This window comes from Duncaniella muricolitica, assembly GCF_910574735.1.
Lineage (GTDB): Bacteria > Bacteroidota > Bacteroidia > Bacteroidales > Muribaculaceae > Duncaniella > Duncaniella muricolitica.
Genome location: NZ_CAJTCF010000053.1, coordinates 1 through 15,112, shown reverse-complemented (window position 1 = coordinate 15,112; position 15,112 = coordinate 1). Strand labels below are relative to the sequence as shown.

The 15,112-nt window shown below is 46.1% G+C and carries 11 protein-coding genes and 1 pseudogene; 4 read left to right on the top strand and 8 right to left on the bottom strand.

The window, feature by feature from the left end:
• Window positions 1-51: 51 nt before the first annotated feature.
• From QGT73_RS11835 to QGT73_RS11810, 6 genes are all read right to left on the bottom strand, one after another.
• Window positions 52-1,062 carry a porin gene (locus QGT73_RS11835; protein ID WP_123486099.1) on the bottom strand — a complete coding sequence of 337 codons (1,011 nt, stop codon included), beginning with the start codon at window positions 1,060-1,062 and terminating at the stop codon, window positions 52-54.
• Window positions 1,059-1,433: a hypothetical protein gene (locus tag QGT73_RS11830; protein WP_123486098.1), complete on the bottom strand. Its 375-nt coding sequence runs from the start codon at window positions 1,431-1,433 to the stop codon at window positions 1,059-1,061. Before QGT73_RS11830 ends, QGT73_RS11835 begins: the two co-directional genes overlap by 4 nt.
• 490 nt (window positions 1,434-1,923) lie before the next feature.
• Window positions 1,924-4,206, bottom strand: a complete 2,283-nt coding sequence (locus QGT73_RS11825; RefSeq protein WP_123486097.1) for an inorganic phosphate transporter — start codon at window positions 4,204-4,206, stop codon at window positions 1,924-1,926.
• A 104-nt stretch (window positions 4,207-4,310) separates the two neighbouring features.
• Window positions 4,311-4,757 carry a methylglyoxal synthase gene (locus QGT73_RS11820; protein WP_123486096.1) on the bottom strand — a complete coding sequence of 149 codons (447 nt, stop codon included), beginning with the start codon at window positions 4,755-4,757 and terminating at the stop codon, window positions 4,311-4,313.
• Complete coding sequence (locus tag QGT73_RS11815) at window positions 4,754-6,202, bottom strand: sensor histidine kinase (protein ID WP_123486095.1); 1,449 nt, start codon at window positions 6,200-6,202, stop codon at window positions 4,754-4,756. Before QGT73_RS11815 ends, QGT73_RS11820 begins: the two co-directional genes overlap by 4 nt.
• Window positions 6,186-6,881 carry a response regulator transcription factor gene (locus QGT73_RS11810; protein ID WP_107036773.1) on the bottom strand — a complete coding sequence of 232 codons (696 nt, stop codon included), beginning with the start codon at window positions 6,879-6,881 and terminating at the stop codon, window positions 6,186-6,188. The genes QGT73_RS11815 and QGT73_RS11810 overlap by 17 nt, the downstream gene beginning before the upstream one ends.
• A gap of 166 nt (window positions 6,882-7,047) precedes the next feature.
• Between QGT73_RS11810 and QGT73_RS11805 the strand changes: the two genes are divergently transcribed.
• A complete protein-coding gene (locus tag QGT73_RS11805) occupies window positions 7,048-9,798 on the top strand; it encodes a TonB-dependent receptor (RefSeq protein WP_123486094.1) in 2,751 nt (916 codons plus the stop codon).
• Between the two features lie 12 nt (window positions 9,799-9,810).
• Entirely contained in the window at window positions 9,811-10,734 is a 924-nt protein-coding gene (locus QGT73_RS11800) for a metallophosphoesterase (protein ID WP_107036775.1), read from the top strand.
• A 276-nt stretch (window positions 10,735-11,010) separates the two neighbouring features.
• On the opposite strand, the gene QGT73_RS11795 is transcribed toward QGT73_RS11800, so the two are convergent.
• A complete protein-coding gene (locus QGT73_RS11795) occupies window positions 11,011-12,480 on the bottom strand; it encodes a sigma 54-interacting transcriptional regulator (protein WP_123486093.1) in 1,470 nt (489 codons plus the stop codon).
• Between the two features lie 172 nt (window positions 12,481-12,652).
• Here QGT73_RS11795 and QGT73_RS11790 point away from each other — a divergent pair, with 172 nt between their 5' ends.
• Complete coding sequence (locus QGT73_RS11790) at window positions 12,653-13,279, top strand: RteC domain-containing protein (protein WP_123486092.1); 627 nt, start codon at window positions 12,653-12,655, stop codon at window positions 13,277-13,279.
• A 30-nt stretch (window positions 13,280-13,309) separates the two neighbouring features.
• The gene (locus QGT73_RS11785) at window positions 13,310-13,612 is read left to right on the top strand and encodes a hypothetical protein (RefSeq protein ID WP_123486091.1); all 303 of its coding nucleotides are present in this window, start codon (window positions 13,310-13,312) and stop codon (window positions 13,610-13,612) included.
• Window positions 13,613-13,683: 71 nt separating this feature from the next.
• Here QGT73_RS11785 and QGT73_RS11780 read toward each other — a convergent pair.
• Window positions 13,684-14,991, bottom strand: a pseudogene (locus QGT73_RS11780) (TraM recognition domain-containing protein); the annotation flags it as partial.
• Between the last annotated feature and the right edge of the window lie 121 nt (window positions 14,992-15,112).

Below are 15,112 nucleotides of genomic sequence, written 5' to 3'. Positions count from 1 at the left end.
AGCTACTGAATTGGATTCAATGCTGTCGGTTTTGTTTTTTGCACTTTATTGTCAAAAATGGGCTACAAATTCCAAGACTATCTTATTTTGTTCTGAAATTGCCGGAGTTACACCTTCGTTGTAAAAATATTGCTCATAGTTGAAGCGAATATCCGCCTGCAATGATTTCTTTCCCATGCTGAATGTAACACCACCGGTCAGTCTGTGTCTTTCAGGATCATCTATTTTTAGATTGCCGGATTCATCTTTCGTACCTTTGCTATGGTCTGACATATAGTCATATCTACCGAGGAATGATATGGACGTCAGCCCCTTTTTCAACGGAAGTCGATATGCGGCAAATGCGTCAACAGCATTTACAGGAGCGAAAGAGCCGTGGGCATAATGCTTGCGGAGGTACTCAGCCTCAATGTGCCATCTCTGATTTTGCCAATAGGCTCCTGCATCGTACATCATCACGTTCACATCCCCGGCATTTGCCTTTTGGCAACTGAGTGTTATATTGAATTGCCGGGCAATCATAGTATTCGCCTTGAACGAGAAATTATAGTTGTCGGTCCAGAAATTTTTTTGATTTGTAAGTCCCGAGCCGTTGAATATACCCCCTTCAAGAGTAATGGGCATACGGTCATTGAACGTCCATGACGCTGATGCTCCGACATCGCGCACATTGCCGACCTGCTTTGCTATGAAGGATCGGTTGGCGAAATACTGTAGATGTGGTGAACGATGAGCGTCAATGGTAAACGGCACTCTCATCTGACCGAAGGTGAATTTTAACGCATCCTTTGGTTGCAGTCGCACGTATGCGTCGAGCATCTTTATTGTTCCCTCGTCAGAAAGGTCTATCTCTGCCTTGTATCTCACAATGGGAATCACCTTGCCTTCCACGCTCAGCCGTGCATTGCGTATCTCGAAGCGTCCCTTGTCTATCTGAGGTTCATATTCATATTTGGCACGGATTGTTCCGTGTATTTCAGGAATGAATGGATTTTTATTCTGAGCCACGGCAGACATTGCAATTACGGACAACACCGCCGTCATAATTAAAATTTGTTTCATGCTGTCTTTAATTTATTGTTGGTTTCGATGTTTCTGAGTGCCTGTGAAAAGGAGCTGACAAAGGAATGAAGATAATACAGGAGCATAAGATAGGAATATGCGGGTGCTCCTTCATCAAAGTCTTCATGGGTCATCCCTTTGGAATGTACGGCTATGCTGTGTTCTATAAAATCCTTCTCCAGACCTGTGTCTCCGGCAATCTTTATTATATCGTCATCAACACCGAGGATGCCGTCAGCCAATCGAGATAGCCTGACAATTCCTCCACGGATTGTCTCAATCTCGCATTTGTATGAAATCGGGATATAACTGTCGGGGGAAGTGACAAGATGCCGTGTCGTTTCGGCTATCTTGTCAGTGGCCTCAAGCATATATTCGCAATATAGTGAGGTCTTACCGATCTTTCCTTCTGTGTCTGCCGAACAATCCCGGACTTTATCGCTGATTATATCAATGGTCTGAGATCCTGTTCGATGGTTCTTACAAACCTCAATATTGTCATTGCTTGAAAGACATTCCAATGCTTTGTCGATAATCGGGCCACATGACTGCATCGTCATAATCAAACACGACTTTCCAACAGGCCGACCAGAAGAGACAAGACAAAATCTTTCCTTTATTTTTCGTCTGCTGATATGTCTTTGCAACATGACAATGATTCCTGCCAGAGATATGATGGAGATAACTGTTATGCACATGATTTATAAGTTTTCTTTGTTGCAAAGTAACCTCATTTTTATTTCACGTTTATATCGGAAATATTAGATAAATATTAAATCGCTCAGACGATTGCAATACAAAAAAGATGGAAGAATAAATCTTCCATCTCAACCTTAGGAACAATCTTTCTTACCTTAGACTTTATACTGTCGGCATCACGATTTTTGCCGGGCGGGTACGGAACTCCGAGTCGCGCAGTTTAGCAAACGCACGAAGGTATTTACGGATTGACGATACCATTTCCTGCGTCTCCTGAAGCATATTGACATATACATACAGAACAGACATTGCCGATGTGTCCCCGTCGCGAAGCTGGTCATGCACACGGTGATATGTATCGGAAACGGTATCCTTGATTTCGTCGCAGTGTCGGCGAAGATTGCCTATTGTCTCGGTGTCACCACTTCTCATAAGTCCGAGAGTATCGTTGAAAAGAGTGCTTATTTGGGTTCTGATTAACTCGTATTCAGTGGCATATCGGGGCGGCAACGGGAGGAAGTTATTGTCGATGTGTTCCTTGCACACTTCGTTGATGCGTCGCAGGTTATATAGTATACCCATGCAGCAGTTATTACTGAGATAGAACCATGTGCTTTTTTCTATCGACATCTCTCGGGTCAGGTGACGGAAGCACAGAGTCTCTTTGCGGCGAGCATTTTTAAGTATCGTTTTCTGACGTGCAAGGCTTGACTCTGTTTTGCTCAGCACCCCGGAACTTTCAGTTATGAAAGCTGATGTTATATCCCGGTATTTTTCCTCGGCATAGGTCATGAATTTCTCCTGTTGTTCCGTGATATACATCATAAGCAACGGCCATGTCTGCGTTTTATCCTGAGTGGATATTATGGTCTGGAACAGTGCATCGCCATTGTCTTCCTCAGTCTTCTTTCTAAATCTCCGATTGCTGTTGATAATTATGAATATCGTCAGAGCCGCCAACAGAAGCATAACCCATTGTCCGCCATAGTGCATAGCAGCGACAATCATTCCCGCACCGATAAACGCCGCTCCCGCAGTCAGGAACCAACCACCAATTACTGAAATCACACCGGTGATGCGGAATACCGCACTTTCACGACCCCATGCTCTGTCAGCGAGAGAAGTACCCATAGCGACCATGAATGTGACGAAAGTAGTTGACAGGGGCAGTTTTAGTGAAGTACCGAAGGCAATAAGCGCGCCGGCAAGTACCAGATTTACAGAGCCGCGTATGAGGTCGAAAGCCGCCCCTTGATCCATAATGGTCTCATCCACATTAAAACGGCGGTTGAACCAACGGCGTACTTTTATCGGTGTCACACGGCGCACCCAAGATAGAAATGATAAAGTCCATCTAACCAATCTTCTGGCGATGCGGGATGAACCGAACATCTCATCGCCACCCTGCTGGCTTCCGAGTCCGATTTCAGTCTTGGTCACATTCCGGGCTTTTTTTGACGTTGCAAGTGACACCACCATTATGACACCGGCACCGATTAGGAAATATATCGGGGTGTTTGCCGGGCCGTTGAGCGAATCCATAAGGAAGCCTTTGGAATCTCCGCCGCCGTTGGCTATAAAATCCTGATATGAAGCCAGACCGCTCAAGGGAACACCTATGAAGTTCACAAGGTCATTTCCGGCAAATGCCACGGCAAGCGAGAATGTACCCATCAGCACAATCACTTTCAGCACATTGACCTTGCAGATATGGAGCAGTTGCATCAGCACTGTAAAAACTGCGAAACAGGACAGTATAATTAACGCTGTATTGTTTTTTATCCACGCTTTCAGTTCAGGGGTCATAAAAGAAAGATCCTTTGCCCCTTTAATCAGGAGGAAGTAAACAATCGCAGTGGCGCAGATACCGCCGAATATCCCTATCTTCCATTTCAGATTGCTCCGGTAATTGAACGAGAACACCATGCGGGATATGAACTGCACCACCGTACCGAAGAAAAAGGCTATCGCAACAGACAGGAATATTCCGAGAATAACCGACAAGGCTTTCTCTGTGTTAAGCAAGTCATCAAAACCGAGACCGATGCCTCCCGCCATTTTGATAAGAGCTACAACGAATGTAGCACCCAAAAGCTCGAAAACCATTGACACGGTTGTCGATGTCGGCATACCCAGCGAGTTGAAGATGTCGAGAAGGATGATGTCTGTGACCATTACCGCCATGAAAATGCAGATAAGGTCATAAAATGAAAAATGCTCGGGACGGAAAATTCCGTGCCGGGCAATCTCCATCATACCGTTGCTCATCGCCGCACCGATAAAAACACCGATGGAAGCGACAATCAGGACTCTTTTGAATGATGCCGCCTTAGACCCGATTGCCGAATTCAGGAAGTTGACAGCATCGTTACTCACACCTACTGACAGGTCAAACACAGCCAGCAGAAACAGAAAAATTACTACGCAAAGAAACAGTATTTCCATTGTTGTCTTAATTACTTATTCTGCTGCAAAGTAACTAAGAAAACATTTCATGAATATTTCAAAATCCTTAACCATTTATTAAAACTACCGAACAGTCAGAGAGTTTAATTGCGGTCAAACCGTATATAGCTCTGTTCGATGGGTTTATATGTGGGGTCATCCCACAGGCGGCTTGAAATCATCAGGTCGGCACTTATACGGTTGCAGGCAATCGGCACGTTGTGGAGACGACATTGACGCAAAAGCATCTGAATGTCCGCCTCGTGGGGCTGCGCATTAAGGTCGTCTATCAGGAAAACAGCGAGGTCAATCTCGTTTCTTACCACCATTGCGGCTATTTCGGCATCACCGCCCATCGGACCCGAGTTCATACATTCGACTTGAGCATCTATTCCTGCTTCTGAGAAAGCATTCTTTATAAGCCCTCCGGTCGTGCCGGTACATACCAGCTCATGTTGGGAAAGATATTGGGCGTTGAATTTTACCCAATCTACCATATCGGCTTTGCGTTGGTCGTGAGCGACAAGCGCAATTTTCAGTTTTGTCTTCATTTTGAGTTCCTTGAAAATGTTATTTTGAATAATAATCCTCCAGAGCATTTATTTTCGGCGATAATCTCGCCACCATGCATAATCACGGCGTTTTTCACTATTGAAAGGCCGAGTCCTGTTCCTCCCGCCGCACGCGACCGACCCTTGTCGATGCGATAAAACCTTTCAAACAGCCTTGGAAGGTGTTCGGATGGTACACCGCAACCGTTGTCTGACAATGTTAACGTCACCTTGTCGCTATCCAAACCGGTTAATCCTATTTTTATCCTTGTTCCTCCACTATAAACAATGGCGTTGTCGATAAGGTTGTTGAACACCGCTTCAAGCAACGGCGAATTTCCGGCCATAACGATGTCGCGGGAAACAAAATTCTCGATTGTTATCCCTTTTGTGGCGGCAAGTATCTGTCGGTCCTCAACCACGTCATTTATTATATCAGTGAGATTGACCTGTTCCTTTATGATGGAGGTGCTTCCGTCATCCATGCGCGTAAGGAGTGACACATCGGTCAGAAGCCGCTGTAGCCTTTCCGTGTTCGTAAGGCAGCGTTGCAGGAACAACGTTTGCTTTTCATCGCTCATATTCCTGTGTGCCAGCATCGTTTCCACGCTGACCCTGATTGACGCTACGGGAGTTTTCAGTTCGTGATTTATATTGTTCGTGAGTTGCTTTTTGATGCGTTCCTTTTCAAGCTGCTCATGAAGAGCGGCACGATGCTCGCTGTCCCTGTCTGCCACCGCCTGTTGCAGACGGGCATATAGACGGACTATGTGGTTTGAAATCTCGCCAAGCTCATCGTGGGGAAACGGTTCTGTATCGGAAATCTGTGCCCCGTTTTCCACGTTCTCGGCAAATTTGTTAAGCCTGATTATGTGGAGACCTACCCTCCGGGTTGCGAAATAGCCCAGGATGCACATAATCAATGTAATAATCCCCATAATCCATAAAAAACCGTAATCTGCTTGCAATAGTCCGCTGAACGATATGGAATACGGCACTGCGGTACGGACAATATTGCCGTCATTGCTCTTTCTCGCCGAGTAAAAATAATAGTTGCCTGTACTCTCGCTGTGCCGTCTTACAGCATAGCCGGAGCCATTCAGCATTGCATCCCGGATTTCCTGACGGTCAAGATGATTTGTTTTCGGCAACGAGTCAAGAGTATTGTCGTATATTATATGTCCCTTGTCGGAAATTACGCTTATACGAATATCGTTGAACGGTTTGAACTCGTCAAGTTTTATATCCTGGACATCATGCCCTTCGCTCAGTTCTGTAAGAATATATGTGTTGATGAGCTGGAGCTGCTTGTCAATCTTCTCCGCCTTGAATTCCTTTTCCCTATGATATTGAAAAATTACAAAGCACCCGACCATCAGCAGGGAATATCCGAGAAGCCAAACGAACAGACGCTGCGGATAAGAAAGTTTATTCAATGAACCCATAACCGTATCCTGATCGGGTTACTATATTCTTGCCGTAGATTCCTATCTTCTGACGGATGCGGGTTATGTTCACGTCAACAACCCTGTCAAGCACCACAACCTCGTCGGGCCATATCTCGTTCAGCAGGTCCGCACGGGTGAAAATCTGTCCACGGTTGGAAATGAGTTTAAGCAGTATCTCAAACTCTTTTTTGGGCATTTTCACCTCTGTTCCGTCAACCGTGCAAGTCCTGTTTTTGGCAGACAGTACCAATCCTTTGTATGAAACAAGATCTGAATCCGTTTTGGCGGGTGCGACAGAAGCCCCAGTCCGGCGAAGCACAGTACGAACACGAGCGAGTACGGCATTAAGAGAATAAGGCTTCATTATGTAGTCGTCTGCTCCGAGGTCGAGACCGGCAATCATATCCTCCTCCGTGTCTTTGGCTGTGCAGAATATGATGGGAACGGAGGCAGTTGCCGGATTCGACTTCATTATGCGTGCCAGTTGAGTCCCGGATATTTCCCCCATCATAATATCAAGGAGTATCAGGTCATAGGCGGCAAGGTTGAGGGCAAGAGCCTCCTCCGCGCTATACGCCATGTCAACCTGATAGCCTTCCGCTTCAAGATTGAATCCGAGGCCGTCACACAAAGCCTCCTCATCGTCGACAACAAGTATCTTCTTTTTTGTTTCCATGCTGCAAAATTACTAATAATAGGTCAAATACTGTCCTAATGCTCAAAAGTTTAATAAAAGTTTAATGACACAATTTATTTCATAAAATCTAAACAAATCTGATAAACCCATGAAATATTAGTTGGCGAATTTTGCAACGTGAATCAGAAACAAAACAACAATCACAATGAAAAAAGTAATGTCAACTTTTTTGGTCGCGCTTGCTTCAAGTCTGACCATTATGGCGGCTGACAGTCCGAAATACGGACAACTTAAAGGCCGCATCCTTGACAATGAGAAGAACCCGCTGCCGGGAGCGGTGGTTATCATTGACAGCAACAAGCTGTCGGCGGTTACGGATCTCGACGGCTTTTTCTCGTTTGCCAACCTTTCATCCGGGGATCATAATCTGAAAGTAACTTATATCGGTTTTCTCCCGGTCAGTAAAACAATCGTGGTTTCGGAAGAATCGACGGTTGACGACATTGTAATGTCGGATACATCACGGGAACTGAATGAAGTTGTAGTGACCGGCGTTTTCTCCGGGCAGCAAAGAGCCATAAATGCCCAGAAGAACAATATCAATATAACCAATGTGGTGTCTGCCGACCAGATTGGCAAATTCCCCGACTCGAATATCGGAGACGCTCTGAAACGTATAAGCGGTATCAATGTGCAGTATGATCAGGGCGAGGCCCGTTTCGGTCAGGTACGCGGCACTCCGGCTGAGTTCAGTTCAGTGACAATCAACGGGTCAAGACTGCCATCGGCCGAGGGAGACATTCGCAATGTCCAGCTTGACCTCATACCGTCCGATATGATTCAGACAATAGAGGTCAGCAAGACACTTATGCCGGATCAGGACGGCGATGCCATCGGCGGTTCTATCAACCTCGTTACGAAAAATTCTCCACACAGATTTACTGTCGGAGCCGTAGCGGGAACAGGCTACAACTGGATAAGCCGTAAGGCGCAGATGAATTTCGGACTCACTCTCGGTAACCGTTTCTTCAATGACCGCTTCGGAGTGATGCTTGCAGCCTCCTATAATAATGCGCCAGCCGGATCATATAATACAGAATTTATATGGGAAAAAGATGACGACGGCAAAATCTATGTCAACGACTATCAGATAAGGCAGTATTTTGTCACCCGCGAGCGTCAGAGTTATTCGTTGTCGCTCGACTGGAAGTTCAACGACTACAACAAGATATGGTTCAAAGGTATCTTCAACAACCGCAACGACTGGGAAAACCGCTATCGCACGACGCTGAAAGACATGACCCCGGAGGGGAAAGCCGATGTCAGGGTGCAGACCAAAGGTGGCACGCCCGACAACCGCAACGCCCGTCTGGAACGCCAACGCACCATGGACTTCACTCTCGGAGGCGAGAACCGTCTCGGCATTTTCGGTATTGACTGGAAATTAGGATATGCGAGAGCCTCCGAGGAAAGGCCTAACGAGCGCTATATCGATTATCGTCTGAAAAAACAGAAGTTCAGTATTGATCTGTCGAATCCGCGGGAGCCGCTTGCCACTCCGGAGGAAGGCTCCACTATTACACTCAATGATGATTTCTCACTCAAGGAACTGACACAGCAGCAGGAAGATATTGTCGAGAAGGACTTCAAGGCAGCTCTTGATTTCAAGACAAAACTCAGCGACAGGGCAAAGCTCAAATTCGGCTTCAAATTCGTCAGCAAGTTCAAGAACAAAGAGATAGACTTCTACGAATACACTCCCATTGATGAGAAGGCCTTTGACAAGGATGCTTTCTCCCATACTGTCGATATGACTACAGACCGTTTTATGCCTTCGGCTAAATACAAGGCGGGAACATTCATTGACAAATATTTTCTCGGCTTTCTGAATCTTGATGATAAAAATCAGTTTGAGAGCGAACAGGTGGCTGAGGAACTTGCGGGCAATTACCACGCCCGAGAGAATGTCACTTCCGGTTACATGCGCATCGACTCACGGCTCGCGGACAATCTTCAGTTTATGGGAGGATTGAGAGTGGAGAACACCGACTTGCGTTACATCGGCAGAATCTATGACGACGAGACCGGAGAGGTGTCGAAAACCGCGCCGGCAACTTCAAGCTACATAAACTTCCTCCCATCGCTTCTTCTGAAATGGGAGATAAATAAGGATTTCCTGTTCCGTGCGGGCTACAACCAGTCAATATCCCGTCCAAAATATTCGGCACTCGTCCCGGGAATGAAAATAAGCCGCGGCGACAATGAGATAACGGTGGGCAACCCCGGTCTGAAGGCAACCACATCACACAACATAGACCTCAATGCCGAATATTACTGGAAGTCGATAGGACTTGTGTCTGCCGGTCTGTTCTATAAACGCATTGAGGGCTTTATTGTCGACGAGGTGGCCTACAACAAGGAATACGAAGGGAATTTATGGACGAAATTCACTCAACCGAAGAACGGCGGCAATGCCAATATATTCGGTGTTGAGCTTGCATGGCAACGCGATTTCAGTTTCATCACACCGGCGATGAAATGCCTCGGACTTTATGCAACATATACCTATACACGTTCACGCATCACCGATTTCAATTTCGAGGGTCGTGAAAACGAAAAAGGTCTAAGTCTGCCGGGTTCCCCTGAACATACCGCTAATCTCTCGCTATATTTCGACAAGTGCGGTTTCTCCGCAAGAGCCTCATTCAACTATGCCTCGGCATTTATCGACGAAATGGGCGCAAGTTCATTCTACGACCGATACTATGATGCCGTGAAATATCTGGACCTGAACGTCAGCTACACATTCGGGCGCAAAACAAAAATAACCGTATATGCCGACTGCAACAACCTTCTCAACCAGCCTCTGCGCTATTACCAAGGCAGCAAGGACTACACGATGCAACAGGAATATTACGGAGTGAAATTCAACGGCGGTGTAAAAGTAACATTCTAAAAATACAAAACAATGATTCGTAAATTACTTATCGCGGCTTTGGCTCTCATCCCCTCTTTTGGAGCCATTGCCCAGACTGAAATCGCCAAAGGCGATGTGAACCTTATGGTAGTGTCAGACCTCGGACGTAATGGTCACTATGACCAGAAGCCTGTTGCCGCGACGATGGGCAGAATTGCAGAACAAATAGGACCCGATGCTATTCTTGCTCTTGGCGACACACATCACTACGGCGGAGTGGAGAGTGTGACAGACCCCTTGTGGATGACCAACTATGAGCTTATCTACGACCACCCGGAGCTTATGGTGAACTGGTATCCTATCTGCGGCAACCATGAATATCGCGGCAACACTCAGGCGGTTATCGACTATTCCGGCATATCCCGCCGTTGGGAGATGCCTGCGAGATATTACGCCAAGACCTTTGAAGATGACGGGACAACTGTCAAGGTGATATTTCTCGACACCACTCCTTTGATTGACAAATACAGGAAAAAGACCGACACATATCCCGATGCTGTGAATCAGGATACCGAAGCCCAGTTGCAATGGCTCGAAAAGACTTTGACTGAGGCGACGGAAGACTGGATCGTTGTGGTCGGTCATCATCCCATCTATGCCTATACCGATAAGTCGGAATCTGAGCGAACTGATATGCAGAAGAAAGTCGATACAATTCTACGTAAGCACAATGTAGATATGTATATCTGCGGTCATATTCACAATTATCAGCACATCCGCCGCCCAGATTCAAAAATCGACTATGTGGTCAATACATCCGGCTCCCTCACGAGGACTCCGCAAAAAATTGATGGCACTGTTTTCTGCAATGATTCTCCCGGATTTTCAGTCCTAACCGCCGATAAAAATAATCTCAGACTGAATATGCTTGATAAGGATGGCAAAACGGTCCATATAGTAAACCGCACCAAATAACACATGACTTATGTGATATTCTGACAAATAACTACAAAAAATCAGATACGTTTCATGCTCTTTCATGGAACGTATCTGACTGTGTATTTTAATAATTCAAAAATTATCTAACAATGAACAAGATTCTCATTGTAGAAGCCTCCGAATCCGACCGTCGGCTTATGTCGGGCCTGCTCACGCGAGCCGGATACGAGCCGATTGCCGTTGATAAGATGGAGGCGGCAAAAGTCGAGGTGGCGAAGCTGCCGCCAGGCGCGGTCGTGGTCTCGGCGATTTCTATTTATTTTCTCCGGAGTTTTTATTCTTTTTCATTTCCAGTCGTTGTTTTTTCTTTAGAGGGGGCAAGCCAAATCCATGCGTGATTTCTAATAACGTCATGAGATTATACAAATGGCTTCTTGATATGCCAAGCTCTTTTGCGGCTCTTATAACAACCCCTTTGTTATTCAGCAAAGCTGTTTTGATGCTATGGCTCTGGTCAATCAGCGAGTCATTCCTGTCAAGATGTGGCGTAAGGTTCATGTGAGAGGGCTTGATATACATGGAGTCAGCCATCATATAACTTTGTTTGAGAGCTTGATAAAGACCTCGAAGATTCTCATCCCACACATGGGCGCGAATAGTCTCCAGTGCATCTTTAGTGAATTTCCGTTCTGAAATTTTTGCCGTAAGGCAATATGCCCTCAATAGATTGTCTGCCAGCATCGGCAATTCCTCCTTAAACTGGCTTAAAGAAGGAACGTTGATGATAAAGTCGCTGATAAGCGCGTATAACTCAGCGGAGAAGTCTCCGTTGCCTACCTCGTGTTCAAGGTATTTGTTTGTGGCGCAGATTATAAGACGGGGATTCTTGTCAGCGACAGGAGCATCCACAACTTTATTGATTTCCTCATACATAATTTTTTGAGCAACCCGATCGAGTTTGTCAATGTCATGAATATATAAGGTGCCCTTGTCGGCTTGGTCGAACATGTGCCTGACGCTTTTCCGGAATCGGTTCTCACACTCCACCGTCCATACAGTATCATTGGGGATATTACTGTCTGAGCTACAGTTGGCAAATACAAACAACCCTTCGCATCGCGGGCTACTGAAATGGGCAATCTGCGCGAGGACTGCCTTACCGGTTCCTCCGGCACCCATTATCAAAACCACATTATTCTTTCGGGGATTCAGCCTTTCACGGACTTGCAGACACTCACATTTTGCATGACTGAGCCATTTCAGAGGCGTTTCTTCGGAATACAGGACACTCAACGGCTCGGTCAGCGGGTCCACTCCAGTTATTGAGTGAGTGAAAATCTTACCGTTAGAGAGTTCCCATATATCAATCTCCCCACTTGGATGACCATTTACTCCAAGAAAACAGGTTTCGATCTCGGAATGGTTTATATGAACCCACGTCATGATTCTTCTGGCGACCGGGTCTTGTTGAGTGACATCAGACATAACGTGAGTATAGTTGCCGCCGTTAATCTCCGCTATTGCTTTTTTGAAGTCATGGGTTATGGTAACACGTGACCTCATTGCCGGGATTGAGTCCAGCAGCAGCGCGAGTGGCGCATCCTTTGAGGCAAAAAGGAGCACCTTCCATTCGGATAAAGGCATCTTTTTCGGTCGTTTTTTCATTTTTTCTTCGATATATCCAATTTTGGGGGAGAAAATGAAGTCTTGAAATCTCAAATACACATTAAGAAACATTCTATCAGCAGATAAAGTTCTTTTGGTTGAAAACACTTTAGACATTTTTGAATGTAGAAAGACAGTTCAAAATACATTCTGAATACACTCAACTACATAAAACACAGCAATTCAACGCATTGACTAATAGACGACAACGAACAAAATTGACTATTCAGCTTGTTATGATTCTGCATTCACGGTTGAATGCCTCGAAACCACAAAAAACTATTTGTTTATGGAAACAAGACGTTTGGATCTGTTCCACCTGACAAATCTTGAAGTATTTAAGAATCTGCGTCAGGGCCTTTTCTCAGCAGAGCTTCCTGCACAACTCACAGACCTCATCATAACCATCCATGAGGTCACAGCAACAGGCTCACCCATGCACAACTACGCGCTGGAACTGCTTACTATCGCCGACATCCAGTTATCGGAAATCAAGAGCCGTATGATGCTCAATCAGGTCAACGAGGCGTTGGCATCAGCCTTCAATACCGCACACAGTTATGTGTCGCGAAAGCTCCAGTCGCTCTCTGCCATGACCGGATTCACCCCTGAAACCGGTGTGCCGGACATCAAAAGCACCCTCCGCTGGCGCAAACCCAAATCACACTTCGCCCACCTGTGCCATGCCATAAAGGTAGGCGGCTGCATCATGGACGATGATTCGTTCTCAGAGCTGGTACGCAACATGGCGGCAGCACTCAACCTCGATGTAACAGTCCACTACGTCAACAACATAATATCATCGCTCAAATCAAAGGATTCAAGCAAGAGCGTTACGGAATTTCTTGACGGCCTCAAAAAGGGCGTCGAAGAAGACGTGCAGCGCAGACTTGACAATGAAGACGATAGAGCCTGATGTCCATCCACTAAATCCGAAATTCCCAGTATGAAAGAATCTATACAATTTAACAGAGCACAGTTTGCCGAACTGTATCACGCTCTGAAAGAAGACGGATGCTTCAATGAAGAGATTCCGCAGGAAGAACTCGTAAGAATCTTCGCAGACGCTGTCACCACAGACAGCCCCGAAGATGAAGTGTTCAAATCAATCACCTCCACCGGTCACTACGAGGGTTTCGACCCGGATGACGAGGAGGACGACATCGAATATATCGAAGATGATTTCGACGAATATGACGACTTCGATGAATACGACCAATATGAAGAATATGAAAGCCTGAGCGCATAAATCACTATGTGAAAGCGCAATGAAATGATAATCCCGGCCCATTCAGTAACTGAATGAGTCGGGATTGCTGTTTATATACCTTTGGGGAGCAATCTACATAGAACCGGATCTTCCTTGATGCGTTCTATTTCTCGTTCTACAAGGTCGCGGACATCTTTCTTAACCTGCTCGTAATTCTTCTGAATCACAAATTTCATTTTTGATTTGTCCTCTGTGTCATCCTTGAAGTCTGTAAGAATCGGAATCGGCCGGTATCTTGCTTCATCCGCCTTGACTTTCTCGGAGTCCACCACTATCTCGGCATGAAAGATTTTCTGGTCAATACGCTGGTCGATATTATCGGACACGGAGCCTACAAACATACCCTGTGTCAGTGTCGAGATTTTGCTCTGCGGAATCAGACTGTCCATCTGGGTGTTGAACGAGTGGCTCACATCATTGCGGTTGATGCTCATGGACTGACGCTTCTGCAACACCTTGCCGAACCTTTCGGAAAGTGTCTTGGCGGTTTCGCCAACGACCTGTCCGGAGAAGATGTTTCCGACAGTATTCATCACCACCGCCGCCTCCTTGTCGCCATAGTCGCGTTTGAGCTGTGAGAAATCTTGAAAGCCGAGGCAGACGGCAACCTTATTGCTTCGTGCCGTTGCTATGAGATTGTCGAGTCCCTTGAAGTAAATAGTTGGTAATTCGTCAATTATCACTCCAGACTTCAACATTCCCTTCTTGTTGATGAGTTTGACAATTCGGCTGTTATACAGACCGAGAGCCGCCCCGTAAATATTCTGACGGTCGGGATTATTGCCGACACACAGTATCTTCGGCTCTTTCGGATCGTTGATGTCGAGAGTGAAATCATCCCCGGTCATAATCCAGTATAACTGCGGCGAAATCATGCGGGTAAGAGGAATCTTTGCCGATGCTATCTGTCCCTGAAGCTGTTCCTGCGCGTTGCCCTGCCATGCGTCGATGAATGGCGAAAGATAGTTTTCCAGTTCCGGATAGCTTGTCAGAATCGGGAATATCTGTTCGTATGGCCGGCAAAGAAATTCTATCGCATGAGGGAACGTGCAATATTTACCATTCTCAAATCGCTTCAAATACCAGATGATAGCGGCGAACAGGACGATTGGCGACTCGACGAAGAAGTCTCCCTGCTTTTGCAGCCACGTGCGGTTCAAGTTCATCATGATGGTATATGCCGACTCGTAAGCGTCGGCAATATCCGTCATGAAATCGGGATGAATAGGATTGCAGCGGTGAGAGTGTTCAGGGTCATCGAAGTTGATGAAGCAGAACCGAGGCGGGTATTGGCCATATTTATCCATGTTGTTCAACATGTGATTGTATGCAATCATCGTTAAATCAGGACTTTTGTAATGTAGGCTAAGCACCCGGCGCCGTGTCATATAATCATGACCGGTTTCCAAATACTCGCCTCCGAACCGGACGTACACCTTCCAGCGTATCCGGCTCTCCGTTTTGATATTCAGTCTATGC